At 64.7% G+C, this 24,512-nt stretch carries 23 protein-coding genes, 1 pseudogene and 2 riboswitches; of the genes and pseudogenes, 13 read left to right on the forward strand and 11 right to left on the reverse strand.

Annotated elements, in window-relative coordinates; translation table 11 throughout:
• Positions 1 to 20 precede the first annotated feature (20 nt).
• The 8 genes from lanM (at position 21) to ACFTE1_RS02945 (ending at position 9,907) form a co-directional block, all read left to right on the forward strand.
• Complete coding sequence (gene lanM, locus ACFTE1_RS02910) at positions 21 to 3,128, forward strand: type 2 lanthipeptide synthetase LanM (protein ID WP_380618503.1); 3,108 nt, start codon at positions 21 to 23, stop codon at positions 3,126 to 3,128.
• 167 nt (positions 3,129 to 3,295) lie between these two features.
• On the forward strand, positions 3,296 to 4,195 hold the full coding sequence (locus tag ACFTE1_RS02915) for an ABC transporter ATP-binding protein (RefSeq protein ID WP_380618505.1): 900 nt from the start codon (positions 3,296 to 3,298) through the stop codon (positions 4,193 to 4,195).
• A complete protein-coding gene (locus tag ACFTE1_RS02920; protein WP_380618507.1) occupies positions 4,192 to 4,944 on the forward strand; it encodes an ABC transporter permease in 753 nt (250 codons plus the stop codon). Before ACFTE1_RS02915 ends, ACFTE1_RS02920 begins: the two co-directional genes overlap by 4 nt.
• Positions 4,945 to 4,950: 6 nt before the next feature.
• Positions 4,951 to 5,697: an ABC transporter permease gene (locus ACFTE1_RS02925; protein ID WP_380618509.1), complete on the forward strand. Its 747-nt coding sequence runs from the start codon at positions 4,951 to 4,953 to the stop codon at positions 5,695 to 5,697.
• Positions 5,698 to 6,404: 707 nt separating this feature from the next.
• Complete coding sequence (locus tag ACFTE1_RS02930; RefSeq protein ID WP_380618511.1) at positions 6,405 to 6,818, forward strand: hypothetical protein; 414 nt, start codon at positions 6,405 to 6,407, stop codon at positions 6,816 to 6,818.
• Positions 6,819 to 6,919: 101 nt separating this feature from the next.
• A complete protein-coding gene (locus ACFTE1_RS02935) occupies positions 6,920 to 8,176 on the forward strand; it encodes a hypothetical protein (protein ID WP_380618513.1) in 1,257 nt (418 codons plus the stop codon).
• A 19-nt stretch (positions 8,177 to 8,195) separates the two neighbouring features.
• Positions 8,196 to 8,867 (forward strand): hypothetical protein, encoded by a 672-nt coding sequence (locus tag ACFTE1_RS02940; RefSeq protein ID WP_380618515.1) that lies wholly within the window; start codon positions 8,196 to 8,198, stop codon positions 8,865 to 8,867.
• 173 nt (positions 8,868 to 9,040) lie between these two features.
• A complete protein-coding gene (locus ACFTE1_RS02945) occupies positions 9,041 to 9,907 on the forward strand; it encodes a transposase family protein (protein WP_380618517.1) in 867 nt (288 codons plus the stop codon).
• Between the two features lie 53 nt (positions 9,908 to 9,960).
• Here the strand turns inward: ACFTE1_RS02945 and istB are convergent, their stop codons facing one another.
• Both istB and istA read right to left on the reverse strand, forming a co-directional pair.
• Positions 9,961 to 10,755 (reverse strand): IS21-like element helper ATPase IstB, encoded by a 795-nt coding sequence (gene istB, locus ACFTE1_RS02950; protein ID WP_380624786.1) that lies wholly within the window; start codon positions 10,753 to 10,755, stop codon positions 9,961 to 9,963.
• Positions 10,756 to 10,858: 103 nt separating this feature from the next.
• Positions 10,859 to 12,340, reverse strand: coding sequence for an IS21 family transposase (istA, locus tag ACFTE1_RS02955; protein WP_380624784.1), 1,482 nt, complete (start codon positions 12,338 to 12,340; stop codon positions 10,859 to 10,861).
• Positions 12,341 to 12,798: 458 nt separating this feature from the next.
• Between istA and ACFTE1_RS02960 the strand changes: the two genes are divergently transcribed.
• Together ACFTE1_RS02960 and ACFTE1_RS02965 are read left to right on the forward strand one after the other, a co-directional pair.
• A complete protein-coding gene (locus ACFTE1_RS02960) occupies positions 12,799 to 14,040 on the forward strand; it encodes a hypothetical protein (protein ID WP_380617556.1) in 1,242 nt (413 codons plus the stop codon).
• 84 nt (positions 14,041 to 14,124) lie between these two features.
• The gene (locus tag ACFTE1_RS02965; protein ID WP_380617555.1) at positions 14,125 to 14,718 is read left to right on the forward strand and encodes a hypothetical protein; all 594 of its coding nucleotides are present in this window, start codon (positions 14,125 to 14,127) and stop codon (positions 14,716 to 14,718) included.
• On the opposite strand, the gene ACFTE1_RS02970 is transcribed toward ACFTE1_RS02965, so the two are convergent.
• A complete protein-coding gene (locus tag ACFTE1_RS02970) occupies positions 14,673 to 15,512 on the reverse strand; it encodes a hypothetical protein (RefSeq protein WP_380617554.1) in 840 nt (279 codons plus the stop codon). The two genes, ACFTE1_RS02965 and ACFTE1_RS02970, sit on opposite strands and share 46 nt — an antisense overlap.
• 12 nt (positions 15,513 to 15,524) lie before the next feature.
• A complete protein-coding gene (locus ACFTE1_RS02975) occupies positions 15,525 to 15,932 on the reverse strand; it encodes a (deoxy)nucleoside triphosphate pyrophosphohydrolase (protein ID WP_380617553.1) in 408 nt (135 codons plus the stop codon).
• Between the two features lie 163 nt (positions 15,933 to 16,095).
• Here ACFTE1_RS02975 and ACFTE1_RS02980 point away from each other — a divergent pair, with 163 nt between their 5' ends.
• Entirely contained in the window at positions 16,096 to 16,875 is a 780-nt protein-coding gene (locus ACFTE1_RS02980; RefSeq protein ID WP_380617552.1) for a hypothetical protein, read from the forward strand.
• Here ACFTE1_RS02980 and ACFTE1_RS02985 read toward each other — a convergent pair.
• The 7 genes and pseudogenes from ACFTE1_RS02985 to ACFTE1_RS03015 all read right to left on the reverse strand — a co-directional run bounded on the left by ACFTE1_RS02985 (position 16,872) and on the right by ACFTE1_RS03015 (position 22,512).
• Positions 16,872 to 17,330 (reverse strand): hypothetical protein, encoded by a 459-nt coding sequence (locus ACFTE1_RS02985; RefSeq protein WP_380617551.1) that lies wholly within the window; start codon positions 17,328 to 17,330, stop codon positions 16,872 to 16,874. The genes ACFTE1_RS02980 and ACFTE1_RS02985 overlap by 4 nt on opposite strands.
• An 84-nt stretch (positions 17,331 to 17,414) precedes the next feature.
• Positions 17,415 to 17,852, reverse strand: a complete 438-nt coding sequence (locus ACFTE1_RS02990; RefSeq protein WP_380617550.1) for an SgcJ/EcaC family oxidoreductase — start codon at positions 17,850 to 17,852, stop codon at positions 17,415 to 17,417.
• Between the two features lie 28 nt (positions 17,853 to 17,880).
• Positions 17,881 to 18,264: pseudogene (locus ACFTE1_RS02995) on the reverse strand (VOC family protein); the annotation flags it as partial.
• A gap of 834 nt (positions 18,265 to 19,098) precedes the next feature.
• On the reverse strand, positions 19,099 to 20,523 hold the full coding sequence (locus tag ACFTE1_RS03000; RefSeq protein WP_380617549.1) for a sodium/solute symporter: 1,425 nt from the start codon (positions 20,521 to 20,523) through the stop codon (positions 19,099 to 19,101).
• On the reverse strand, positions 20,520 to 20,849 hold the full coding sequence (locus tag ACFTE1_RS03005; protein ID WP_380762577.1) for a hypothetical protein: 330 nt from the start codon (positions 20,847 to 20,849) through the stop codon (positions 20,520 to 20,522). Before ACFTE1_RS03005 ends, ACFTE1_RS03000 begins: the two co-directional genes overlap by 4 nt.
• Positions 20,834 to 21,565: a LytR/AlgR family response regulator transcription factor gene (locus ACFTE1_RS03010; protein WP_380617547.1), complete on the reverse strand. Its 732-nt coding sequence runs from the start codon at positions 21,563 to 21,565 to the stop codon at positions 20,834 to 20,836. Before ACFTE1_RS03010 ends, ACFTE1_RS03005 begins: the two co-directional genes overlap by 16 nt.
• An 11-nt stretch (positions 21,566 to 21,576) precedes the next feature.
• Positions 21,577 to 22,512 (reverse strand): sensor histidine kinase, encoded by a 936-nt coding sequence (locus ACFTE1_RS03015; protein ID WP_380617566.1) that lies wholly within the window; start codon positions 22,510 to 22,512, stop codon positions 21,577 to 21,579.
• A gap of 281 nt (positions 22,513 to 22,793) precedes the next feature.
• Between ACFTE1_RS03015 and ACFTE1_RS03020 the strand changes: the two genes are divergently transcribed.
• Complete coding sequence (locus ACFTE1_RS03020; RefSeq protein WP_380617565.1) at positions 22,794 to 23,771, forward strand: S66 peptidase family protein; 978 nt, start codon at positions 22,794 to 22,796, stop codon at positions 23,769 to 23,771.
• Between the two features lie 126 nt (positions 23,772 to 23,897).
• Positions 23,898 to 23,989: riboswitch (glycine riboswitch) on the forward strand.
• A 1-nt stretch (position 23,990) separates the two neighbouring features.
• A riboswitch (glycine riboswitch) is annotated at positions 23,991 to 24,086 on the forward strand.
• A gap of 51 nt (positions 24,087 to 24,137) precedes the next feature.
• On the forward strand, positions 24,138 to 24,512 hold the full coding sequence (gene gcvH, locus ACFTE1_RS03025; RefSeq protein WP_380617546.1) for a glycine cleavage system protein GcvH: 375 nt from the start codon (positions 24,138 to 24,140) through the stop codon (positions 24,510 to 24,512).

Consider the following 24,512-nt stretch of genomic DNA (forward strand, 5'->3'; position numbering starts at 1 on the left):
CTAAGAGACAGGAACGATCGGTGCCCACAAGCAACGACACGCTGGTACTGGCCCAGGCCGCCGCACTGCACGAACGGCGGCCCGGGTCAACGACAGGAAAAGGCGCGGACGCGGCGACCGACGCGTGGGCGCGACGCCTCCTCGAAGAGGAGGGCACGTTGGACGCCTACCTGAGTCGACAGGGACTGGACCGGGATGGCCTGGCAGCGTTGCTGTCCGGTGGATCCTGGACCCCGCGGCCCGGCAGCACGGACTGGCTCGCGCGGGCCGACGAATGGCTGCTGCGCCCCACCTCCCACCATCTCGCGACAGGGCCGCTGGTCATCGAAGGAAGCCGCGTCGAAGAGCTCCCGTTCCCGGGACTGCTTGGCCCGGTGGTCGCCGAGCAAGCGGACCACCTCGACCGTTGGTCCTGGCTGACCGAAGAAGCGCGCGCCGGCCTCCTGGACCGCCTCGCGGAACGACTCGCGACGCTGTCCCTGCGATGCCTGGTTACCGACCTCGCACGGGACACCGCCGAGGGAGCGTACGAACGCCTGGACACCGCACTCTCGAAACCCGACGAACGGCTGCGCTTCTACGCGCGATACCCCGTGCTGGCAAAGGATCTCACCGTAGGCATCGCGAACTGGCGCGCACAGGTCGAACGGATCCTCGACCGCCTCGTCGCGGACGCCGACGCACTCGCGGACGCCGACCTCCTGCCCTGCGACTACCGGACACTGCGAGACATCGAGCTCGCCACCGGCGACAGTCACGAAGCGGGCCAGACGGTCGCGATCCTGCGCTTCACCGACGGGCACCGGCTCGTCTACAAACCCCGCGACTGCTCCGTCTTCACCCTCTACCGCGACACCCTCGACGCCCTCGCACCTATGCTGCCTCTCGAGTCGCGTCTACACGCCCCCATCGCGCTGGTCCGGCCCGAATACGGCTGGGTCGAGCACATCGCCCACGCCACCGGCACCACCGACCCCGGCACTTATCTGCGCAAGCTCGGCGGGCTGCTGGCGATAGCCCACGTCTTCGGCTCCTCCGACCTCCACCTCGAGAACGTCATAGCCTCCCCGGCCGGCCCCGTACCCGTCGACCTGGAGACGCTCGTCCAGAACCGCAGCGGCAAAACCGACACCTCCGTCGCGGCACAGGTGGCGGTCCGGCGGCTGAACGAGTCCGTCCTCGGCACCGGCATCCTCCCCGTCCAACTCACCGCCGGAGAAGACACCAGCATCGACGTCAGCGTGAGCACCGGCGGACTCAAGGAGGACACCGGATACGCCACCGCACACCAGCTCGTCGACCCGTGCACCGACCGGATGCGGATCGAAGCCGTGGAAACGCCGATCGGCAAGGCGAAGAACCAGCCCCCGGGCATGACCGCCGCGCTTGTCCGCGCCCACCGCACCGCCCTGAGCGACGGATTCGCGGAAACCTACCGAGCTGTTCTCACCCAGCGCACGCGGCTGCGCGAGATCCTCACCGAGGCACCCGACATGACAGTGCGGCACATCGTCCGCGCCACCCGCTCGTACTCGCTCCTGCTCACCGAGATGCGCCAGCCGGGCCGACTCCGCAGCGGCATCGACCGCGACCACCTCCTGCGCAGCCTATGGGTGAGACTCGCCGAGCACCCCGACGAAGCCGACCTCATCCGCGCGGAGGAACAAGCGATCCGCCGCCTCGATGTCCCCCTGTTCAGCACTGGCCTGGACACCAGCGCCCTGCACACCGACGGGCACGAGATCGCCCCCGGCTATTTCGAACGCACCACCCGAGACGACGTACTGCACCGCCTCGACGACCTCTCCGAGAACGCCATCGCCGAATCACGGCGGATCATCGACGAATCGATCCTCGCCGCGACGCCCGCCCAGGAACGCACCGAGCCCCCGCGCGAGGCACCACTTCCCGAGCGGGCGAGCGACAGCGAAGCCGCACTCCGCAGAGCGGCCCGAGAACAGGGCGAACTCCTCGTCGACACCGCCATCCTGGGACAGGACGACGCAACCTGGATCAGCGTCTGCAGCAGCACCGACAGCACCGGACTCGAATACCGCCCCATCGGCCCCACCCTCTACGACGGACTCGCCGGCATCGCCTTCGCGGCCACCTACGCCCACGAAGTCCTCCCCGACCTAGGACTCGACGACCTAGCCCACCGAACCGTGCACGCCGTCGCCGCGATCCTCGACGACTGGGCCCAAGACCGCGTCGAACTACCCATCGGAGCCTTCAGCGGCGCCGCCGGCCTCCTCTACGCCATCGCCCACTACGACTCCCGGCTCGGGGGCGACCGGTACCGGAAACTCCGAGCCGCGGCCGTCCGACGACTGGCCACCGCATCGGCGAACGACAAGTACCTGGACGTCATGGCCGGTACCGCAGGAGCGATCGCGGTCATCGCGGCCCTACCCGAAGTGCGCACCGACTACGGCCGGGAAGCGCTTCGCGCGCTCGCGGACCGACTGATCGAGCGCGGGGTTGACGCCGGCGACGGCAGTCTCGCCTGGGAGACCGGAACCGCGCGAGCCCGACTCGGCGGCTTCTCCCACGGCGCCACCGGAATCGGCTGGACACTCGCCAAGGCCGCCGCCCTCCTCGACGACGACGGCATCGCCACAGCGGCACGCCGCGCGCTCCAGTTCGACGACACCCTGTTCGACCCCACGAGGCACCGCTGGCTCGACGTCCGCCCCGAGTCGGTCGCCCAGGGCAAAGCCTTCCCCGCGCACTGGTGCCACGGCGCCTCGGGCATCGCCATGGCACGCGCGTCCGCCGCGACTCTGCTGAAGGCACCCGAACTGCTCGACCTCGCAGTCCTCGGCGCGCAGGAGACCACCAGGGACGTGCTGCCGAGCGACGACTCCCTGTGCCACGGCACCCTCGGAAACCTCCTCGCCATGAGGGAGACCGCACGGCACGTCTCCACCGACATCGGACTAGACGGATTCCGGAACCGCGTCATCGATCGACTCGACCGCGAGGCACCGCGCAGCGGACTACCACAGGGCATCACCACCGTCCGGGGACTCCTGCTCGGCACCGCCGGCTCCATGTACGCCCTGTGCCGCGAACTACGCCCCTCGATCCCCAACGCGCTCCTGCTCGACGGACCGCCCGAGCGCTGACCTCGAGCCTCTGTGGACGACATGTCAGTCCGGGTCGGTCATTGGGCCGACCCGGATTATACGATCGAAGGAGCCGTTGACCAGCGGATTCCATACCGTGGCATGATTCGCATGGTGCTCCGCGGAGGGATCATTGGCGTCATGTTGATAATAGAGAACGGCCTCCGATGAATACCGTAATCGCCACACGAGGACTCACCAAACAGTTCAAGAACCACACAGCGGTAGACTCGCTCGACCTCCAAGTGCCACAGGGCGTCGTCTACGGATTCCTCGGCCCCAACGGGTCCGGGAAATCCACCACTATGAAGATGCTCCTCGGCCTCACCCAGCCCACCGCAGGCGAGATCGACCTATTCGGACAGCGCCTCACCCCCACCACCCGGGCAGAACTGCTTCCGTCGATCGGGTCGATGATCGAAGCCCCGCCCGGATACGGGCACCTCACCGGGTGGGAGAACATGCAGATCGTCCGATCCATGCTCGAACTCGCCGAACCCCAGATCGAACGGGCCTTCGCCACCGTCCGGCTCACCGAGCACAAGCACAAGCTCGTCCGCAACTATTCACTGGGCATGAAACAGCGGCTCGGCATCGCGATGGCACTGGCGCGCGAACCCGCGATGCTCGTCCTCGACGAACCCACCAACGGTCTCGACCCGTCCGGGATCGAAGAGATCCGCAGCCTCCTCGTCGACCTCGCCGGGGAAGGGATCACGGTCATGGTCTCCAGCCACCTGCTCGACGAGATCGACAAGATGGCGACGGTGCTGGGCATCCTCTCCTCCGGGAAGATGATCTTCCAAGGCACTAGAGACCAGCTGTTCCAACACTCCATCCCCGACGTGGTGATCGAGACACCCGACCCCGAATCGGCCGGCCGCCTCGTGGAGGGCGCGACGGTGGTTCCGGAGGGGATCTCGTTGAGCGGGCTCGACAAGGACAAGACGGCCGGGCTCGTGAAGTACCTCGTGGACGCAGACGTGTCGATCTACCAGGTGCGGCGCGTCCAGCAGAGCCTCGAAGACGTGTTCATGGACCTCACCGGCCGATCGGGTCTGCTATGAGACGAGCCCTTGCCCTGGAATTCCGCAAGATGCGGCGCCTGCGCACACTGCCGTTGCTCATCGGCGTCGTCGTGGCCGTCGCCGCACTGAGCTCCGCCTCGCTGTTCTCCGGATCCGCGCGGGAGACCTTCGACGACCCGTCCGCGGAACCGTGGGCGGCGCTGCTGCTGACCTACACGATGATGGCGGCGATGACCTCGCCGATCCTCACCGCCGTGCTCTCCAGCCGCCAGACCGACATCGAACATTCCGGGGTCGGCTGGACCCTGGCCTCCACCGCCGGCCGCACGCCCGGCGAGCTGTGCCGAGCCAAACTCGCCGCGCTGGCGATACTGCTCGCGCCGGCGGTTCTGGCGCAGTCGCTCCTCGTCATCGGGATCGGCACCTTCGCCGGTATCCAGGTGCCGCTCGACCTCGCGCCGTGGGGGCTCTACACCGTGCTGCTCTACCTGGTCGACGTCGCCTTCTGCGGGCTGTACATCTGGCTGGCCGCGCGGGTGGAGAACCAGCTCGTCAGCGTCGGTGTCGGCGTGCTGGGCGCGTTCCTGGCCGTATTCTCGCTTCTCATACCCCCGGGTTTGAGCTACGTGATCCCGTGGGGCTATTACGCCGTCATATCCCACGCCGGGCAGTCCGGGGGAGAGGTCACCTATGTGAACGCGCCCTACGGGCTGGTGGCCGGCTTCCTGATCCTGGTAGCGGTCCTCATTGCCTGGTACACCAGACGCTTCGACCGGATCGAAAGGTAGGCAACAGTGTTCCGTGCAGAACTGATTAAGCTCAAGCGCTCCAGCACCTGGATCATCGCGCTCATACTGCCGCTGCTCGCCGTCGTCACCGGCACGATCAACCTCGCCAACAACGACGAAGTTCTCAGCGCGGGGTGGGCCTCGTTCACCTCGCAGGTCGTGCTGTTCTACGGGATGCTGTTCTTCTCGATCGGCATCAGCCTTCTCGCCGCGACCGTCTGGCGCATGGAGCATCGCGGTACGAACTGGAACCTGCTGCTCACCAACACGGTTCGGCCCGTGCGGCTCGTACTCGTGAAGATCGGGGTCATCCTGGTGCTCGTCGCTGCCATGCAGCTCGTGCTGATTGCGGCGACCGCGATCGCCGGAGTGTTCGTGCTGCGGCTTGACGATCCGTTCCCGTGGGATTTCGCGCTCGTCGGGGTGATAGCCGTCGGTGCGGCTCTGCCGCTGATAGCGGTGCAGTCACTGCTGTCGATGTCGATGAAGTCCTTCGCCGCGCCCGTCGCGCTCTGTCTGGTCGGTTGTGTCATCGGCGTTGCGGCGGTGACCTCGGTAGCTCTGCGTCCCATCGGATACGTGCTGCCGCAGGCGATCAACACGCGGGCGCTGAACCTCGGCTCCACCGCGATCGCCCAGTCCGGGGGCCTGACGGTTCCCGATGCGCTCCCGATCCTGCTCACCAGCATTGGGATTGGTGTGGTGTTCGTGCTGCTCACCACCACGGTGGTCCGCAAGGTCAAACTCCGCTGAGGTTCGGGTTCGGGTTCGGGTTCAGCGAGCCCGGCAGGGCGTTTGCGCCAGCGTGAACATCGTGAACGAGAAACCTCTTTGCAGCAGGTATGGGAAGGTGTCGGGCTAAGGCTCTCTTCGCCGTCCGACTGAGATTCACGGTCGAGCAGGGACGGGTGTTCTCCCGTAGTTTGCAATAGCTTCTCTGGCTGTCCGTGTGTGCCGTCGCTTCCTGGCCGACCAAGCCAGGACAAGTTAGACGGTGGCGCGCTCGGACAGCCAGAGAAGGCGCGAATAGGAAGGATCTGTGGCGCAAGCTCATTTCGGTCGACGCCCTACTTCGGTACACCATCAATCTGCTAGCCCGAAGGCACTGGATGCCGGACAGCTCCTACCACTATTGCGTCGTCCAGCGACAGGTCTCTACATCATCATTGCGTGATCGCAACAAAGCTAGGGATGCAGCTATTACCAGTGCAAACAGTGATTCAGTTCGAGTATGCAAGTATGCAAGTTCATCATGTTCTTGGACAAGGTCTTTACTTGGGTTGCATGGTGTTGGTACTGTGGGCGAGTCAGTGGCAACACCTCATCCCCCTTCGAGGCGCTGGCTTGGAAGAGATTACGTCGGAAGCCTTCTTAGGCGGATAACGATACTTATCTTGAATAACCCCAACCACAGATGCTTTGTATCTTAAGAAAATGCAATCTTCAATAGGAGTTCAGAAATGGGAAGAACATATACCCCTGAGGAAATTAGAAATATAGGTGAGGGACCGCTGCCTTCGATCGCAGAAAGCTACGATGAGCTGGCTTCTATGGTCAACGCAGCAAGGGTGTCGGCCATCAATATGTTTGACGATGGCCTACCGGTCAAGCATGAAGTTGGCGTGATCTTTGTCAGTCTATGGGAAAAATTCGAAACGGCAGCTAGAGAGCAGCCAGTGGGTCTACGAGCAATGGGTAAGACTTTTGTAGAGGTAGCTGATCGATATGACGAGGATGAGCAGGATATCGCGCTAAACCTTGAAAAGGAACTCGAAAACATTGAGGAAGTAACTGAAGACAACCGTGAAGAGGTGATGTCAGAAAATCCACCTGAGGAGAAAAATAGGGTTATGCCAAGTGACATGAGACTATAGCTTCCATTCGGCGAGATTTATGGTGTTTGGATCGGAATTCCGAACACAAAGTTGTAAGACAGCTGCTCCTATTAGCAACAAAATTAGAAGGGAAAATTCATATGGGTTGGTTTGATGGCTGGAAAGAAGCAATGGTAGATGGTTACTTTGATCAACAAGAGTGGCTAAGAAATGATGGTAAGAGCGCTCCAGTCAAGGAGATTGACAGCGAGGGAGGGTTGGACAGTGTGCCCACAAGACATGAAGTTCTAGATCTAGTAGAAACTTTCACTCCCATTTTTGAGGAGGGGTACCGGCGACAGATCGCGCATGACCGTTTTGGCGATCAAACGGACATCTTTTTTAAGACTGACGATCGAGCCAGATCGAAACTAAAGCTGAAGGAAGATGGATACTGGATCGAGCAGGCTGATGACGAACGGCAAAGGGAATACCCAAGTCAGAATTTTGTATTGGGGGTGTACAGATATTCTGATGAACTTGGCTTCTTTATGCCTTCGGAAATTCCAGAAAGTATGGAGATTGGAAATCTGGAAGAACTGAAATCCAGCTGGCGACCGAGCTCTTCATCGGATGTTCATGATATTTGGAGGCAGGCTCATCACGAAGCCTCCAAGACAACAAGCGAAATTAAGGACGCATTTGATGAGGCAATGCTTCAATGCGATATTGATGGAATTAAAGAATTGATTGATCATGTCAATGGAATAGGCAAAAGCATGAATGATATATATGACCAACACAGAGACTCTAGTGTTAAAGAAGTTCTTGATGTCTGGGATTCTTGGGAAGGTGACGATGCTGATGCAGCATATGAGACATTCGGAAACAATCTTCCTGGCGCAATGGCGATGCAAAGGGAAGGGTCCTTTCGGATAGCGGAAGCAGTTTCAGCGGAGGGATCGGCTCAAGCATCTGCTATGATAGCCTGCTATAACTCTATGGCTGTGATATGGGAAAGGCTATTGGAAGAGCTGAATCCAACAACGCCTCTTGATAAATCAGTGAACAAAGTGACCGGTTCCTTGTCGGTCAATCGAATACCTTGGGCAGGTGACATTATTGCAACTACTGATTTTGTAGTTGAAGTTGCGACTGATGGAAAACTAGAGGGTCTATTTGCCTCGATTGTATCGAAAGCTATATCTGTAGTTTTCCCGGATCATGAGAATGTTCCCGACGGGGCAATATGTGGGAAGATTCGCGAGTGGCTGTGCGAAGCGGCGGTTGAGATCCTCGATGAGCTATATAACTCTAGAAGTGAGTACCAGAAGAGTCTTGATACGCATGAGCTTAGCTGGCAGGAAAAATGGTCGACTGATACAATCTATCAGGTTATCCCGGGATATCAAGGATGATGGAATCGAGCGTGAATTAATGACCTATATGAGGAACCTGGCTCTGGTATCAGTACTTTCATTGGCTGGGCTAGTTGGCTGTACAACTCAACCTGATACTGAAACCCCTAACACTACCACCTCCTCAAACGAATTCGAAGAGTGGGCTCCAAGCTCAAATATGTGTGATTTCCTCGGTATGGGACTGTTCAATGATCTCTTGGCGGATCATGGATATGATATTTCTAGGGATGATGACAATTCTGAGAATGAAAGGTGCAATGTTAAGGGGGAGAGGGATCTTGAAAATGAGGATAGGGTCCCACATATGGTTGCGATTCCAAGCATCAAGAAGTTTGAGTCAAATGTAGGCGCCTCTGAATATTATGAAAAGCCTGAAATGACTTTGGCCAAGTCATATATGGATGGGTACCCCGATGAGGACATAATTATGGTGGAACTTGGTGGCCAGTGGGATGACGGCGTGATTCTCGGTCGTACAAGTTCGTATGATAGTGGTCCTTTTTTTGCGATTGGGAGAATGGGTAGCGTCGTAGTTTCGTATCGATTTGAGTACTGGTCGGAACTTGAATCAGATGCATGCTCTAAGGAAGAATCAACTGATTGTTCCATTGCTCCAGAAAAATTGGCTAAATGGTTGGAAGAAGAACTATTTCCTTCTGTAGAAAGCCATATCATCGATGAATTCTAGCGTTATTGTGAAGCTTACACCTGGGCACGTGTTGCCATGGGTCAAGAAGGCGATTGCAGGAGCTTCATGCAATTGTCTCGTGTGAGTGACATGCTGCGTGTGCAGGGTATTTGACTACTCATGAGTCGGGGAAGCGGTGGCAACGGCAGCGCCCGTCGTGAGATCGCTGGAATATGAAAACAACAGAAGCGATCAAGAACAGGGCGCAGCCTCCTCTTGACCATACGACCGGACTCTCGTACAGGCAACTGGCATCTCTCGCTCACGGGGTCGAGAGAACGATCGGGCCGTGGCAGCCGGCCACCGGACGCCAGAAGGCTCTCTCAGCGTTCATGGCCGTGGTCGTCACCGTAAACTACCTGCGCCGCAATGACTGTCAAGAAGCCGTTGGCGAACACTTCCTCGTCTCCCAGTCCACCGTCTCCCGCTACATCAAGAAGCTGGAACCGGTCGTGTCGGTCCTGCTCGACGACCTCATGGCGCGCCTGCGGGCTGCTGCCCTGGCCGAGGCCCTGATCGTCGACGGATTCCTCGTCCTCACCGGGGAACGGAAGTGGTTCGACGGCCTCTACTCCGGCAAACGCCACGACACCGGAGCGAATCTACAGGCCATCGCGACCCTCCGCGGCCGGGTCATCGACCTCTCCCCACCGCTGCGGGGCTCGGTCCACGACTCCCGCGCGTTCACCGACACCGGCCTGGACAAGGCCTACAAGATCCACTGCAGCCCTCAAGGTCCCGGCATGCTCGGCGACAAGGCCTACATCGGGAAAGTGCCGGTCACTCCGGTACGGAAGCCGGCCTACCGCGACCTGACCGAGGAGGAGCGAGAGTTTAATCGCAGCATCAACTCCAACCGCGCGGCCGTGGAACGGGGCATCTCCCACCTGCGCAACTGGAGAATCCTGGCGACTGGTTACCGCCGCCCTCTCCTCTACCTCTACCGAACCTCACAGACCGTCATGAAACTAGAACAGTACGCGATTCACCCAGAAGAGGTGTCAACGGTCTTGCGAACTTCCCCACTGGCGGACTCGTAAGGTCCCTGCTGGCGGACATCTAAGTTCCCCAGAACACGACTGAACGTTTCCGTTTAGCTACTGAAAGAAACGACTCCTTTGCCAGTAGTCGCTTCGTTCAACCGGTGGCTCTCGCCTGAGGTGACGGCGATGTGCGCGTGGTGCAGCAGCCGATCGACAGTGGCCGTGGCCAGTGTTTTCGGCATAATCTCATCGAACCCGCTGGGGTGGAGGTTGGACGAGACGGCCAGGGAGCGTTTCTCATAGGCGCTGTCGACCAGGCGGTAGAACCCTTCGGCAGCGTCGTCGGAGACTGGAAGCAGGCCGATGTCGTCGACGATGATCAGGTCAGCCCGGGCGATTCTGTTGAACGCCTTGTTGACCGTGTCGTCAACGCGGTGGCGTCGGACGATCGCTCCGAGGTCTTCGATCGTGAACCAGGAGACGGCCAGGCCGGCGTCAACGGCTGTCTGTCCGATGGCTTCGCTGAAGTGCGACTTGCCTGTTCCTGAAGGACCACAGATGCAGAGGTTCTCCCTGCGACCGATCCATTCGAGCGTGCGCAGCGCCTGCTGAGTCGGGGCGGGGATCGACGAGGCGGTCTCGTCCCAGACATGGAAGGTCTTCCCCGTGGGGAACCCTGCCCGTTTGCGTCTGGTGCGCAGGTTGGAAGACTCCCGGCCGGCGACTTCCTCGGCCAGCAAGACGCGGACGATCTCGGCCGGGTCCCAACGCTGGGCCTTGGCGGTCGGGACGACCTCCTCCAACGCTCGCCGGAAATAGGGCATCTTCAGCCGTTTGGTGAGGGCGATGGCCTCCTCGTAAGCCTGCCCGGTCGCGGCGGCGACGGCAGATGCGGGCGCCGCCATTCGAGGTGGGACCGGGGCGGAGGTGGTGTCGGTCAATGGTTTACCTTTCACTCATCATATTTGTTTGGCCTCGAACCCGGCATAGCCCAGGTTCGGGGCTTTTCTAGTTCGGTCCGAAGGACGCCCAAGCGCCAGTGCCCGGCTGTAGGGAGTGGTCCTCCGAAGCGCGTGTGACCTCGGCGCGGGCGCGGTATTGCTGGTAGGCGAGGATGTCGTCGAACGAAGCGGTGTCGAACCGCTCTGCGGTGCAGGCGGTGGCCAACGCTCGGATGACAGCGGGCCTGCCGTGGTCGCAGACAGCTTCGAGCGCTCGGGTCATGGTCTGGGAGATCCTCGAGGCGCCTGCGGCTGCGGCGGCGATCAGCCATTCCTCCGCCTCGTGCCCGAGGGCGAGGAACTGGGATTCGATCTTGTTGCCGGGTTTCGGGCGCCGGTTCCCGCGGGTCGAAGGCGGGTAGTGGTCGTCGTTGATCGATGGTTGGCCTGGTGTGGAACGCGTGTGGCGGGCGACCTCGCGGGCTCCGGCCTCGCTTGCAGCGACGATGACGACCTCGTCGCCATCATGGCGAACCCAGACAGTCTGATCGGTAAGCTGGTGCGGGACGGAATAGACGACCCGGTTGAGCGTGACCGTCGCGTCCCTCCTGACCCGCCGAGTCTCCCCGAACGCTGCCGAGAACGGTTCCTCTGGGACCAGGTGCAGACGGGTCTGTTCCTCCATCAGGGCCTCTGCCGGGACGCGTTGAGTGGCGGTATGGACGCGGAAGTTCACTTCTTCGGACCAGGCCTCGCAAGCCTCTTCCAGGGCGGAGAACGCCCCGTACTGGGCCCGCAGGTTGACGGCGGTGGGGACGAGGTCGCGCTTGGCGATCTTCACCGTGTTCTCCGACCCGCCCTTGGACTCTGGATCGGCTGGGAGACAGGTGCGGACGGTCGTGCCGTAGAACCGTCCGACCTGCGCCATGGTTGGATGGCGGACTGGGATGCCGGCGACGTGGTCGAGCGTGACGGTCTTTTCGTTGTCGGTCAAGACGTAGGTCGGGACGCCCCCGATGATGCGGAACGTCCGGTCTAGGCAGGCGGCGACGGTCGGCAACGTCTTGTCCCAGATGGGGAACACGACGCGGAAGCGTGACCAGGCCAGCCAAGCACACCACAAGTGCGTGCGCTGCCCGTCGACCTTCGGGCCTTCGCCGTAGTCGTATTGCAGCCACATGCCCGGCTCAGGGATCCAGGGACGGTAAACGCGCCGGTTCCCCGACCGCCAGGCGTGCTTCGCCGCGGCCACGGCCCGCCGTGTCGTCCGGTCAGTGCCCGTGAATCCCAGCGCGGTCAGCTTGCGGTGTACGACATCAGCGCCGATCTTGCCCTTGGAACGCTCGACGAGCTCCTCGATTTTAGGCAGGTAGGTGTCGATCATCTTCGCCCGCGGCTTGCGCGCGGTGGGGTCGACGCCCTGGCCGCGCAGCGCGACGTAGTGGGCGACAGTGTGGTGGTCGCAGCCGGCGAGTTCAGCGGCTTTGCGGTACGAGCCGGTCAGGTCGTAGGCCTCGAGGATTTCCATGATCTCCCTATCCGATTTCACAACCGGTAATCATCCAGAACACGATTCGATAACAGTGGGGAATTTTCGTGTCCGTGAGTGGGGACCCAGTCCTGTCCGCCAGCGGGGACTCTAACTGGCCACCATTGGGGAGTTTGGCACGTCCACTAACAAAGAGGCTTTTGCATGAAGCTCCAGGTGTCCGAGATAGCCGGTTCTGGCGTGTGAAGAGGTATCCATTGCAGGATATATGGAAGGCGCACTTTCCGTGGTCCTGTGAATGTTGTCAAGTCGGAACTTGATCGTTCCTCGCTCGCTGCTCCTTGAAGTGGATGAGTTTCATGGTGCCGACTCGCGGCGGCTGAGGTTCAGCGCGCAATAAGGCCTGCGTCTAGTACCGAATTGGTGATGCTCTGGGCAGGCTCTCAGTCTCGAGGTAAGGGTTGGGGTGGTTGGGGATTTTCTCGGACGTTAGGCTTATGGTTTGGTCGACCTAGAAGATGAGCTCCAAGAGCGACAAGGAAGCCAGGATGGCGATGGGTGGGAGGGCGGCCCTGTATACAGGTGCCGCAGCAGCAACGGTTTTGCTTGTGAGCCTGGTGTTCTGGGCTGTGGGAGACGACGATCCAGACGAGAATCGCCCGGAAAGTCCAGTGGCGTTGAGCCCCTCGCCTGTCGAGGAGGCGGGCATGACTGTTGAGCCGGCCTGGCTGGATGTCGAAGGCTCCTCGATCGAACTGGTCGCCAACAGGCTTGTGGTCGCGGAAGAAGCTGACGGGACCTCGTCGGCCGAGGTTTTCGATGCCACCAGCGGCGAGCTGATCTCCGAAATACCGTTCGATCATTACCTGGAGACTGACTGCGGGGACGACAAGTTCCTGGGCGCGTTCGACTACAACGGCCAGGCTCTTCTACTCCACGCGGGGCACACGACCACCAAATCCATGGGGGAGTTCCGCGTCGTCGAAGCGGACACCGGCGAAGAGCTTTGGACGACCGAGTGGGAAACGACCGAAGACTGCGCCTGGCCAACCGTGGAAATGCGGAGCGACACCACCTTCCTCGTCAAGGGCGGCCACGACATCGCCAAAGGGCGAGGCCGGGTAGGAGCGGATGACGCCTCGCTCATGGAAATAGAGTTCCCCGGTGATCCCATAGGCATGCAGGATCGCGAGGTCATCACCTGGCGCCAGGAAGACGAGTCCGCTCATCTCTACAAGTCGGCGATCGATGGGCTCGCCGCGTTCGACACGGAGATGGAACTAGAGGACAAGCCCGGGTCGATCGTCAACGGCTACTTGTCAGTGCGACGAGACGACGGTGTTGTCCTGGTCGACCTCGATACCGGAAAGATCGCGGCAGAGATCCCGGAAGCAACCAAGTGCGCCTTCGACGGCGACTCCGTCGTGACATGTGTGAAGAAGGGCGAGGGCCTGGCGGGCTACTCGCTCGAAGACGGATCACTGCTGTGGGAAGCGGGGGACGACCCCTCGCTTAAACGGTACGGCCAAGACGTAGAGGTAGCGCTTCAAGAAGCTGAGGACGGCTACCTCATCGCGTCGATGGAAGGCCCCCTCGCCGACTGGACGGTCATAGACACGCTGGAGGGCAAGGCCGAATCGAAACCGATCGAGGGCCACCTGATGGGCTACGGTGAAGAGTCGGTCTTGATCAGCGATCTCTATAAAGGCAGCGCTGTCCGAGGCAGTCTCCACGACGTATCGTGGCCTTGGGGGAATTGACGAATACCGCCTTAACGGGGCGACCGGGACTAACGGTGAGCACGGCGGTGGCAGCCCGACGGTGTTCACGGAAGGACGCCCGCAATGTCTCAGCGAACTCGGATCTTCGTCCACCGCATCGCCTTCACCGTGGTGGCGGTGATGACCTTCTACCTGGTGCTCAGCACCTTCCTGCCGATGGTCGACGGCCGATCGCTGTGGACTTACCCATGGGACAGCGCGATAGGCGAGATGGCGCTCATGTTCGCTGCGGCGATCGTCGTCATCGGCACGGCCATGGTCGTCTGGGCCTTCGCCCCCGACATATGGACATGGACCGCCCTGATAGCCATCATGGCCGGCGCATGGGTGGCGACTGTGGCACTGGGAAGAGTCGACACGCTGGCCTCATCGGTCCACCACGAAATGCTGCCGTCGGCGGTCGTTGCTTCTTTGCTGGCGTACGCGGCGGCATTCGTCGCCAGCTTCATCCGGCCGGCGGGCTACACGCACCTCACGAAATGGCTGAGATGGCGCCACTCGAACGACGACGAAGTGCGGCTAGGCGTCTACTCGGAGAAGATCTTCCGCCGCACGGCAGAGCAGACGGCGAAAAAGAAGGAACGCTACCTGGGCCCGGACGTCATCCCGACTCAGCGGTTCAGCGGGCAGTCCTCGGGTCGGTCCGACAGAACGTGAGCGCCATGGGAACCATCGGTCGAGAGCAGATCGGCACGGGACAGGCGGAACGCCAGTAGCGCGATGAGGCTCGACTCCATGGCCTCCTGGAACCGCTCCTCGTCGGTCAGCCGGGGATCGGCGAGAATGCCGGCCCGGTGGTCCATGGACGTCTCCAGGGCACTGGTGAGATAGAAGGCGGCCCTTCCTCGGGGGAAGTTCTCGGTCACGACCTTGACGTCGCCCTCGAGGAAAGTCCCGGCTCGCATTTGGGCAGCGACTTCGGGGATGTTCTCGGCATCTAGGGGGACGATGTCCAGAACCTCGCCGCAGAAGTCCTCGTCTAGGGTCAGGAAGAACGCGTCTTGGCGCTCGCCCCGTTGGAAGATCGCGAGGATCCACGTCTGGTTCGAGTCGTCGGCGTGCGAGTAGATCGTCTCGATGGACCGCACCTTCTCGGTCAGCTCTTCCGCCCACTCGGGCGTCTCCACGCCATTGGCGCGGAGCTCGGACGCGGCACGGGAGGCGGCGTTGTTGAGCCCCCGGAAACGGGTCGTGGAAAGCGCGGAGAGCGCCAGGAGCGCACCGGTGTCGCCGAAGGACGCAATGTGAGAGACCAGCCGCTGCACGATCTGCCCCGAGCTGAGCACGTCAAGATTCTCGACGGGCAGCACCTCGGAGACGAGCATGGACTCGGCGAGCACGGGCGTCCGCTCGGCGGCGAGCGCCTCGAAGAGCTCCTTGTCGAGGCCGATGAGGATCTCCTCGAACTCGGCCAGTTGGGCGGGGTCCAGCTTGTTGCGTCGGAAAACCATTCGTCGATCGTCTCAGGAAGCGGTGGCGGACAGGAGGTCGGGCAGGAGGTCGACGGCGCGTCGGTTGGCCGGGAGCCAGTCGACGGAGTCGACGTCGCCGGCCTCGAGCCAGCGGAGCGCGAGGTGTTCGAGGGCCTGGGGAGTCCCGGAGTCGAGCACGCACTCGTAGACGCGGACGAGGAAGCGCCCGTCGGCGGAGTGCAGGTCGGGGCCGAGCCGGGGCCCGACGGAGATCTCGACGCCGAGTTCTTCGCGGCACTCGCGGACGAGCGCCTCGGGTTCGGTCTCGCCGGGGTCGACCTTCCCGCCGGGGAACTCCCACCCGCCGCGCAGGGCCGGCGGCTCGCTGCGCTGGGCGGCGAGCACGCGCCCGTCGGCGATGATGGCGGCGGCGACCACGACGGTTCTCGAATCGGACACCCGTTGGCCTCACTTTCGGATAGGGGGCGAGGGCAAGCTTAGCGGGATCGCCGGTGTCCGTCTAAACGGGCGCGCCGATCGAAACGGGTTCCCAAGTGAGACGGGGTCGGTTACTGTGTGAATGTGAAGAACCGACTGGATTCGTACGGGCCGGGTGGTCGCAGTGTCTGACACCGAGCACGACGGACAGGCGCCGGGGAGGCGGGACATCGAAGAGGAACTGATCCGCATAGACGGCTTCTACGAGGAGCTGCGGGCGGCGAGGGTCGGGTTCGCGGCCGACGAGGAGATGGCGAACGCGACCCTGACGGTGTACTTCGAGGAGATGCGGGACCTGCTGAGCCAGGAGAACGCGGCGAAGTTCCCCGAGCTGAGCGTCGAGATCGAGGCCCTGAAGTGGGCCACGGCGACGAGGGCGAAGAAGGCCCAGAGCCACATGGTGAACCTGGACCTGCTGCTCGACGAGATCCGCGGAGCGAGGGAGGCCCTAGGCGAGGGCGACCTGGAACTGGGCCGGGAACGGGCACAGTCGTGCACGGCGCGGGCTCAGCTCATCGGCGACGACCTGGACGCCAGGAAGGGTTCGGTGAACGAGGACCCGCAGCGGATCATGGTGCAGGGCATCGACCGGCAGTGGGTCGACCAGGTCGGCGCGAGGATCCTGGAGCTGGAGGACCGTATCGTCCTGGCTCCGCTGATGGAGATGATCCGCACCGCCCAGGACAGGACGGACGAGGTCGAGTCGCTGAACCTGGAGAAGATGCTGGGCGACGCGAAGGAGCTCGTCCGCGACCGTTTGGAGAGCGTCGGGCTGGCGGTGGAGTACATCGACCGGCACTTGCGCGACGGAGAGCCGGAGGTGGCCGAGAGGGTCGCCGAGACGGCCCTGTCCGCCTTGCGGAACATGAAGTACGAACTGGGCTACCTCAAGAAGGACGACTAGAGGATCTCCTCCTCGATCAGACGTTTGTGCAGGACGGCGGCATCGGACTCGGGGACGCGGGGGTTAGCGCCCTCGGCGTTGTAGAGGTATTCGAGCGCGTAGGCGAGCTGGTCGGCCGTGAGCCCTTGGTAGTCCCGTCCGGAGGGCACTAGCTCGTCGAAGGCCCGGACCAGGTAGTAGGCCGTGTTCTCGCCGTCGGCCTCGGTGGGTTCGAGGCTCTCGCCGATCTCGGTGTTGAGGTCCTCGCTTATCTTCAGCGTGCCGGACCCGGAGTTCACCGCCCGCCAGCCGGCGTTCAGCATTTCCCGGAACAGGTGCCGGTACTGGATGTCGACTATGCCCTCGGAAGAGCGGACGGCGCTGTCGGCGGCCCGTACGGCGATGCGCATCCGGGCGCGGTGGGGCATCTTCTCGATCTCGGGGTTCAGGGCCTCGAGTTCCGGATGGTCGAGCATGGTGACTCCTGCTGGGTAAGGGGCACAGGAATTCTCAGCCTAGTCGAGGCGCGGGGAGGTGTCCAGCACCGTCCTCCGGCAGGGTTATGGGCGGAGCACTCGGCGCAGTTGGGAAGTGTGCCGTTCGGCCTCGGAGGGGTTCCCGTGGTACTGGGCGGGGGTGTTCTGGAACAGCTCGATGGTCCAGGTGTCGGATTTGCGGGCGACGAGGGTCTGGACGGCGTTCAGTTCGGGTTCGAGGTCGTCGGATCCGGATGGCACCATGCCGGCGATGGCGTAGAGCAGCGCCGTGTCCGGGGTGAGGGCGCGGATCTCGCGGATCTTCCAGACGTAGGGCGCGGTGGGGTGGTCGGCGAAGATCGGCGTCAGGTGCGACGCGATGTCGCGGCCGGACACCTGGCTCCCGTCGAAGCCGACGAGGAGGGCGTTGGGGGAGAAGAGCGCGGCATAGGCCTCCGCGTCCCGCCGGTTCCAGGCGAGGAGCAGCTGTTCGTACAGGTCGCGAAGGGCGGCGTCGGTCATGGCCGGAGTCTAACACCGGGTCGGGGCGGTTGCTCCAGGATCGCTCGCAGAGGACCAGGCGGTACCCGTCGGGATCGAGGTAGGTGACGCCCCAGCGGTCCCAGTAGGGATTGTGCGCCGGGGTGCGCGTTCCGCCGTGGGCGGTGATGGCTTCGGTGAGCTTCGTGGGAACGGGGCCGGCGGTGTAGAGGACCAGGAGGTCGTCGGGAGTGGGCGCCGGGGCGACGGGGTCGGCCGGGTCGCGGGTCAGTTCGAGGTGCCAGTCGAGGTCGCGGAAGCCGACCATGAGGAGGGCGTGCTCTCCGGGGTCGTTCTGGCGGTAGAGGACGTCCATGCCGACTCCCTCGGTCCAGAACTCCTCGGCGGCGGAGAGGTCGAGGGAGGGGCGTGCGATTCGCATGTGGGAGTTCATGAATCCAGGCTAACTCGGAGGCGATGGCGAGCGCGGCCCGAACGGCGATGAGCGTCGAGAGGCCGGCGGCGGTCACCATGGCGGCCAGCTGGATGCCGAGGAGGAAGTTTCCGGTGCGGGCGGCGAACTGGGCGGCGGGAAGGACGGACGGCTGGGGATTCCAGCGGGAGTAGAGGACCGCGCCGGCGGCGATCAGTCCGGCGGCGGCGAGCCAGGACCAGTGGAAGGCCAGTCCCAGGACGAGGGGCGGAATCCCGGCCACTGCTTCGGCGTGGGGGAAGCGGGTGGAGCGCTGGCGCAGTTGCGAGGGCAGGACCACGAGCACGAGCGCGGTGGCGAGGGCTATGGGGACCCAGGCGCGGCCGTGGGACGCGGCGGCCAGCGCGGCCGAGAGGGCGCTGAGTGCGAGGGGGAGGGCCGGGATGAGGCCGCGGCGGAGATCCTCGTCGACAGCGCTCCCTATGAGGCACACGGCGAGTAGGCCCGCTCCGGTCACGGCGATGCCCTGCGCGGGAGTGCCGACCGCGGCCTGCCACGTGCCCAGGGCGACGGCGAAGGCGTAGCCGAGGCTCACGTCGAGCCCCGTGCCCCGGTCCACGGGCCCCTCATGGCTGGTGCGGAGGGTGACGTTGAGGCGCAGGGCGATCCACGCGAGGCTCAACGCGGGGAGGAGGAGCGAGGCGGCGAGGAGGATCGTGTCGGGGATTCCCATGCCGGAGAGCGGGTCGGGTCGGGAGAAGAGGGAGACCCAGGGGGCGGCGAAGACGAGGGAGCAGGCGAGCGGGAGGCGCAGGAACCGGAAGGGCGACCGGCGGCGGACGTGCGGGTGGTCGATCATGTCGTGGCAGAGTCCTTGGGGAGGTGCAGGAACAGGACGGTGTCCTCGGCCCGGGCGGGGAGTGCGGTGCGACGCGATACGGCGATCATAACGGCGAAGGACAAGGGCGCCGCCCAGAGAGCCGGGTAGGCGATCCAGGGCGGAACGGAAGCGGCGGTGGCGAGTGCGGCGGAGGCGAGGATGGACAGGGCGCCCGCGGCCATGCCGGACGAGGCGCCGGCGGCTGTCAGCCCCTTCCACCAGATCCCCAGTACCAGCAGGGGGCAGAAGGTGGCGGCGGCCAGGGAGAAGGCCCAGCCGACCAGGACGTTGATGTCGACCGAGGAGGTCGGGACGGCCAGGGCGACGGCGAGCGCGCATCCGGCGGCGACGCCCAGGCGGAGGCGGCGGACGGAGACGTTGAACAGGTCGTGGCTGAGGGAGCTGCCGAGGGCGACGAGCAGCCCGGACGAGGTGGAGAGGAAGGCGGCGAACCCGCCGGCGGCGGCCAGCGCGAGGACCACGCCGGAGGGGTCGAGGGCCTGGGCCAGTTCGAGGACGACGAGGTCGGCGTCGGCGGAGTCGGTGACATTGACGCGGGCGAGAAGGCCGTAGACGGCGGGGAAGAGGTAGAAGAGCCCGAGGAGCAGCACGACCCCGACGGCGACGCGGCGGGCCGAACGGGCGCCGGGCGAGGCGTGGAACCGCATGATGACGTGCGGCAGGCCGACCGCCCCGAGGGTGGTCGCCGCGAGGACGGAGACCGTCGCCCACAGGGAGGGCGCGCCGTCGGCGACCAGGAGGACGCTGCCCCAGTCGACGGGCCGGTCCAGGTCGGGGCGCGAGCCGGCGGAGAACCAGAGGAACAGCCCGGGCAGCGCGATGAAGGCGATCTTCACCAGGTAGTGGAAGGCCTGGACATAGGTGGCCGAGCGGATGCCGCCCCACACGATGGAGGCGGCGACGATGACGCCCGAAGCGACGACCCCCACGCCGTAGGGCAGCCCGGAGACGGCGTGGAGCACGACCCCGGCCGCCTTGAACTGCGGGATGAGGTAGAGCAGCGCGATGAGCGCGCCGACCAGCCCGCAGAAGCGGCGCAGACGGACCGACCCGAGCCGGAACTCGGCGAAGTCGGGGACGGTGTAGGCCCCCGAGCGGCGCATCGGCCCGGCGGTGAACTGGGCGATGAGCACGTACCCGGCGGTGAAGCCCACCCCGAACCACATGGCGCCGACCCCGTTGCGCCACAGCAGCCCCGCCAGGCCGAGCGCGGAGGCGGCGGAGATGTACTCCCCGGCGATGGCGGTGGCGTTCCAGGTCGGGAGGATGCGCCGGGAGGCGATGAGGAAGTCCGGCGTGGTCGGGGAGGTCCGGACGGCGAACAGGCCGATGGCGAGGCTGGCGGAGAGGACGGCGGCGATGGCGATGAGGGCCGTCACGGGCTCTTCCCCGCCTCGTCGACCGCCTCGGCGCTCCGGACGCCCTTGTGGCTCAGGAGGAGCAGCAGCGGATAGGGGACGGTGAGCAGCACGAGGTAAGACCACGGGGCGGGGAGGAGGGCGACGGAGGCGACGAGCATGGCGATGACGGAGAAGAGCGTCATCGCGATGCGGACGGCCAGCGCCCTCTGGCGGACCATGATCTCCTCGGCGCGAACGCGGTCGGCGATATGCGTGCGCACCAAGGGCATCCGGTGCGGGCCGGTGCGGCGCCCGCCGCGGCGCAGGGCCAGGCGCGTCTGCGGGCTCATCACGCGCCGCCGCATAACGACTCCCTCGCCGCGTCCAGCAGGCGCTCGCGCAGCAGGCGGGCGTGGCGGCGGCTGACGGGAACCCCGCCGACGTCGGTCACGGCCACCAGGCCGGACTTGGTGGAGGCGTTCAACTGGCGGACATGGGCGAGATTGACCAGGAACGACCGGTGCGCGCGGACGAAGCCCGCCGCCGCCCAGGAGCGCTCCAGCTCGGTCATGGTCTGGCGCAGCAGGTGCGACCCGGCGGCGGTGTGCAGGCGGACGTAGTCGCCGTGGGCCTGCACGTAGGCGACCTCCTCGCGGCTGAGGAACACCGTCTCGCCGCCGAGCTCCACCTCGATGGCGGCGTCGGCCTCGATGGACGGGCCGGAGGCCGGCGCGCTGATCCGGCGGACGGCCTCCGAGACGCGCTCGGGGCGGATGGGCTTGAGAATGTAGTCGACCGCGCCGAGAGCGAAGGCGTCCACGGCGTGCGAGTCGTAGGCGGTGACGAACACGATCGCCGGGCGCTTCTCCATGCGCGAGAGCAGGCGGGCCAGGTCCATGCCGGAGACCCCGGGCATGGAGATGTCGAGGAACGCGGCGTCGAACTCCCCGGTGGCGATCAGCCGGACCGCCTCGTCCCCCGACGAGGCCTCGGTGAGCTCCGCGTCCGGCGCGGCCCGCGAGAGGTGGTGCAGCATCTCGCTGCGGGTGGCGGCCTCGTCCTCTACGACCAGGAAACGCATGGCCGACCCCCTCACTCCGACGCCGTCCCGCGCGGGAACCGGGGCAGGCGGAGTGACACCTTGGTGCCCTCGCCCGGCGCGGTCTCCACGACGAGCCCGAACTCGGGGCCGTAGACGGCGCGCAGACGCTCATCCACATTGGCCAGTCCAATGCCGGTGGACGTGCCCGCGAGGATCCTCTCGACCCTGGCGGGGTCCATGCCCACGCCGTCGTCCTCGATCTCCAGATGGCACAGGGGACCCTCGGCGAAACCGCGCAGGGTCACCGCCCCGGTGGCGGAAGTCGACTCGAAGCCGTGGCGCACGGCGTTCTCCACCAGCGGCTGGACCACGAGGAACGGCAGCGGCAGCGGGAGGATCTCCGGCTCAACCTGCATGCGGAAGTCGAGGCGCTCGCCGAAGCGCGCCTGCTGCAGCTGCACATAGGTCTCGACGGCCTCCAGCTCCTCGGCGACGGTCGCCAGATCGCCCTTGGCGGCGAAGGAGTAGCGCAGATAGTCGCTGAAGTCCATGAGCAGCTCCTGCGCGCGCTCGGGGTCGGAGCGGATGTAGCCCACGATCGTCGACAGGGCGTTGTGCAGGAAGTGCGGGGAGATCTCGGCGCGCAGGGTCCGGAGGTTCGCGGCGGCGATGTGCTGGCGCGACTGGGAGAGGCGCCGGTGGTCGAGCCCGGCGGCCATGACCCCGGCGGCGGCCGCGACGCTGGTGGTGGTGAGGTCCCCGCGCGCGACGACGCAGCCGAGCAGGTTGTCGTCGCGGATCATGGGCGCGACGTGGAAGGGGCTCTCGGAGAAGGCGGAGAGCTCGGTCAGGCAGCGCAGCCGCATGGAGTCCAGGACGTCGGCGGGCACGAAACCCCAGGTGCCGCAGGGATCGGTCAGGTCGGTGAGGACGAGGGCCTCGGCGCCGAGGGCGCGGCCCAGCCGGCGGGCCGTCCTGTCGCCCATGCCGTCGGCGAGCGTCGCGTCGAGATCGCGCAGCAGCCCCCACAGTTGGGGCAGCTGAGTCGATGTGCGAGACCTCTTCGTGAACACACGTCGATGGTAATCCATGCCACTGCGGCGGCGGAGAACCGCTCGGCCCTTCCGGAAACCTCGTGCGGACGTTTGTGGAAACCCGGCGGACATTGCTACCCTCCAGTTCGCGAACGAAAGGAACGCACATGGAGCACAACGAAAGACACCACGGAGTATTCTCCCGCCGACTCCTCTTCGGAAGCGGCGCCGCCATGGCCGCCGCGACCGTCCTCCCCGCCCCGGCGTCGGCCAAGGGCCACACCGAGATCACGCGGCCGCCGGCCCTCCGGCCCGGAGACCTCGTCGTCGTCCCCTCGCCGGCCGGACCGACCGACGCGGCCGCCGTCGAGAAGGGCGTCGCGCTCCTGGAGAGCTGGGGACTGGAAGTCGAACTCACCCCGCACGCCCTCGGCCGCGACGGCTACCTCTCCGGGACCGATGAAGAGCGGACCGCGGACCTCGAATACGCCTTCTCCCACCCCGACGCCAAGGCCGTCATCGCCACCCGCGGCGGCTACGGATCGACCCGCATCCTCGACCGCGTCGACTACACCGGCCTGCGCGACAAGCCCAAACTCGTGGCCGGATACAGCGACATCACCGCCCTCCACGCCGCCGTCCACGCCCGGGCCGGCCTGGCCACCCTGCACTCCCCGATGGTCGCCTGGGCCGACGGCAACACCGACGCCACCGCCGAAGCGCTGAAGAACGCCCTCATGACCGCCGACCCCGTCCGCCTCGAACGCGACGACGCCGAACCGACCGCCGACGTCCTCGTCCCGGGACGGGCCGAAGGCCGGCTCCTCGGCGGCAACCTCTCCCTCCTCGCCGCCGAAATCGGCAGCCGGAACTTCCCCGACCTGGACGGCGCGATCCTCTTCCTCGAAGACGTCGGCGAAGAACGCTACCGCGTCGACGGCCTCCTCACCAGCCTCATCCGCTCCGGACACCTCGACGGCGTCGCCGGCTTCGCCATCGGCCAGTTCCTCCCCGCCTGGGGCGACGAACCCGGCGAAGGAGAATGGACCATGGCCGACGTGATCACCGACCGCCTCGCCGGATACGGAGTCCCGATCCTCGGCGGACTCAAACTCGGCCACGGCGACGACCCCAGAGTCGCGCCCCTGGGCACGGAAGCGGAAATGGACGCCGAAACCGGCGTCCTCACCGTCGAGTCCGCCCTGCGATAAGACGCTCACCCGGGGCGGCACCAGGATGGACGCGCCTCCCCGAGGTGACCTATACTGGCCGCAGACCGCCGGCGAAGGTGCCGCGAGACACCCAGTCGGCGCTGCGCAACTTCATACAGCGCCGTTCGAGCCGGAGCGGGAGAGCGCTCGCCGCGAGCGGGCCGCCGAAGGAGCAACACTCTCCAGAAACTCTCAGGTATAAAGACCGCTTCGGCAAGGCGAACTCTGAAAAGACGGGGCCAGACGCCCCGCGCCCACGGTGCAAGCCGCCACTCGGCGGTGAAGCTCTCAGGTACCGATGACAGAGCGGGGAGGAGTCCGACGATCCCTGCCGGCCCTCCCGGCCGCCATCGAAGCGAGAGCCCTATGACCGTTCCCAAGCACCTCAAGTACACCTCCGAACACGAATGGCTCGACGTGAGCGGCGAGACCGCCACCGTCGGCGTCACCGAACACGCCGCCGAACTCCTCGGCGACGTCGTCTTCGTCGACCTCCCCGAGGCCGGCGACACCGTCGACGGCGGCGAGGTCTGCGGAGAGATCGAGTCCACCAAGTCCGTCAGCGACCTCTACGCCCCCGCCGACGGCGAGGTCACCGGGGTCAACGAGGAGGTCGTCACCGACCCCGCCCTCCTCAACGCCGACCCCTACGGCAAGGGCTGGCTGTTCACCATGAAGATCACCGGAGAGACCGAACTCCTCGACGCCGCCGCCTACGAGGCCCTGACGGAGGGAAACTGA

The sequence above is a fragment of the Salininema proteolyticum genome (assembly GCF_042685645.1).
In the GTDB taxonomy this organism is placed as follows: Bacteria; Actinomycetota; Actinomycetes; order Mycobacteriales; family Micromonosporaceae; genus Salininema; species Salininema proteolyticum.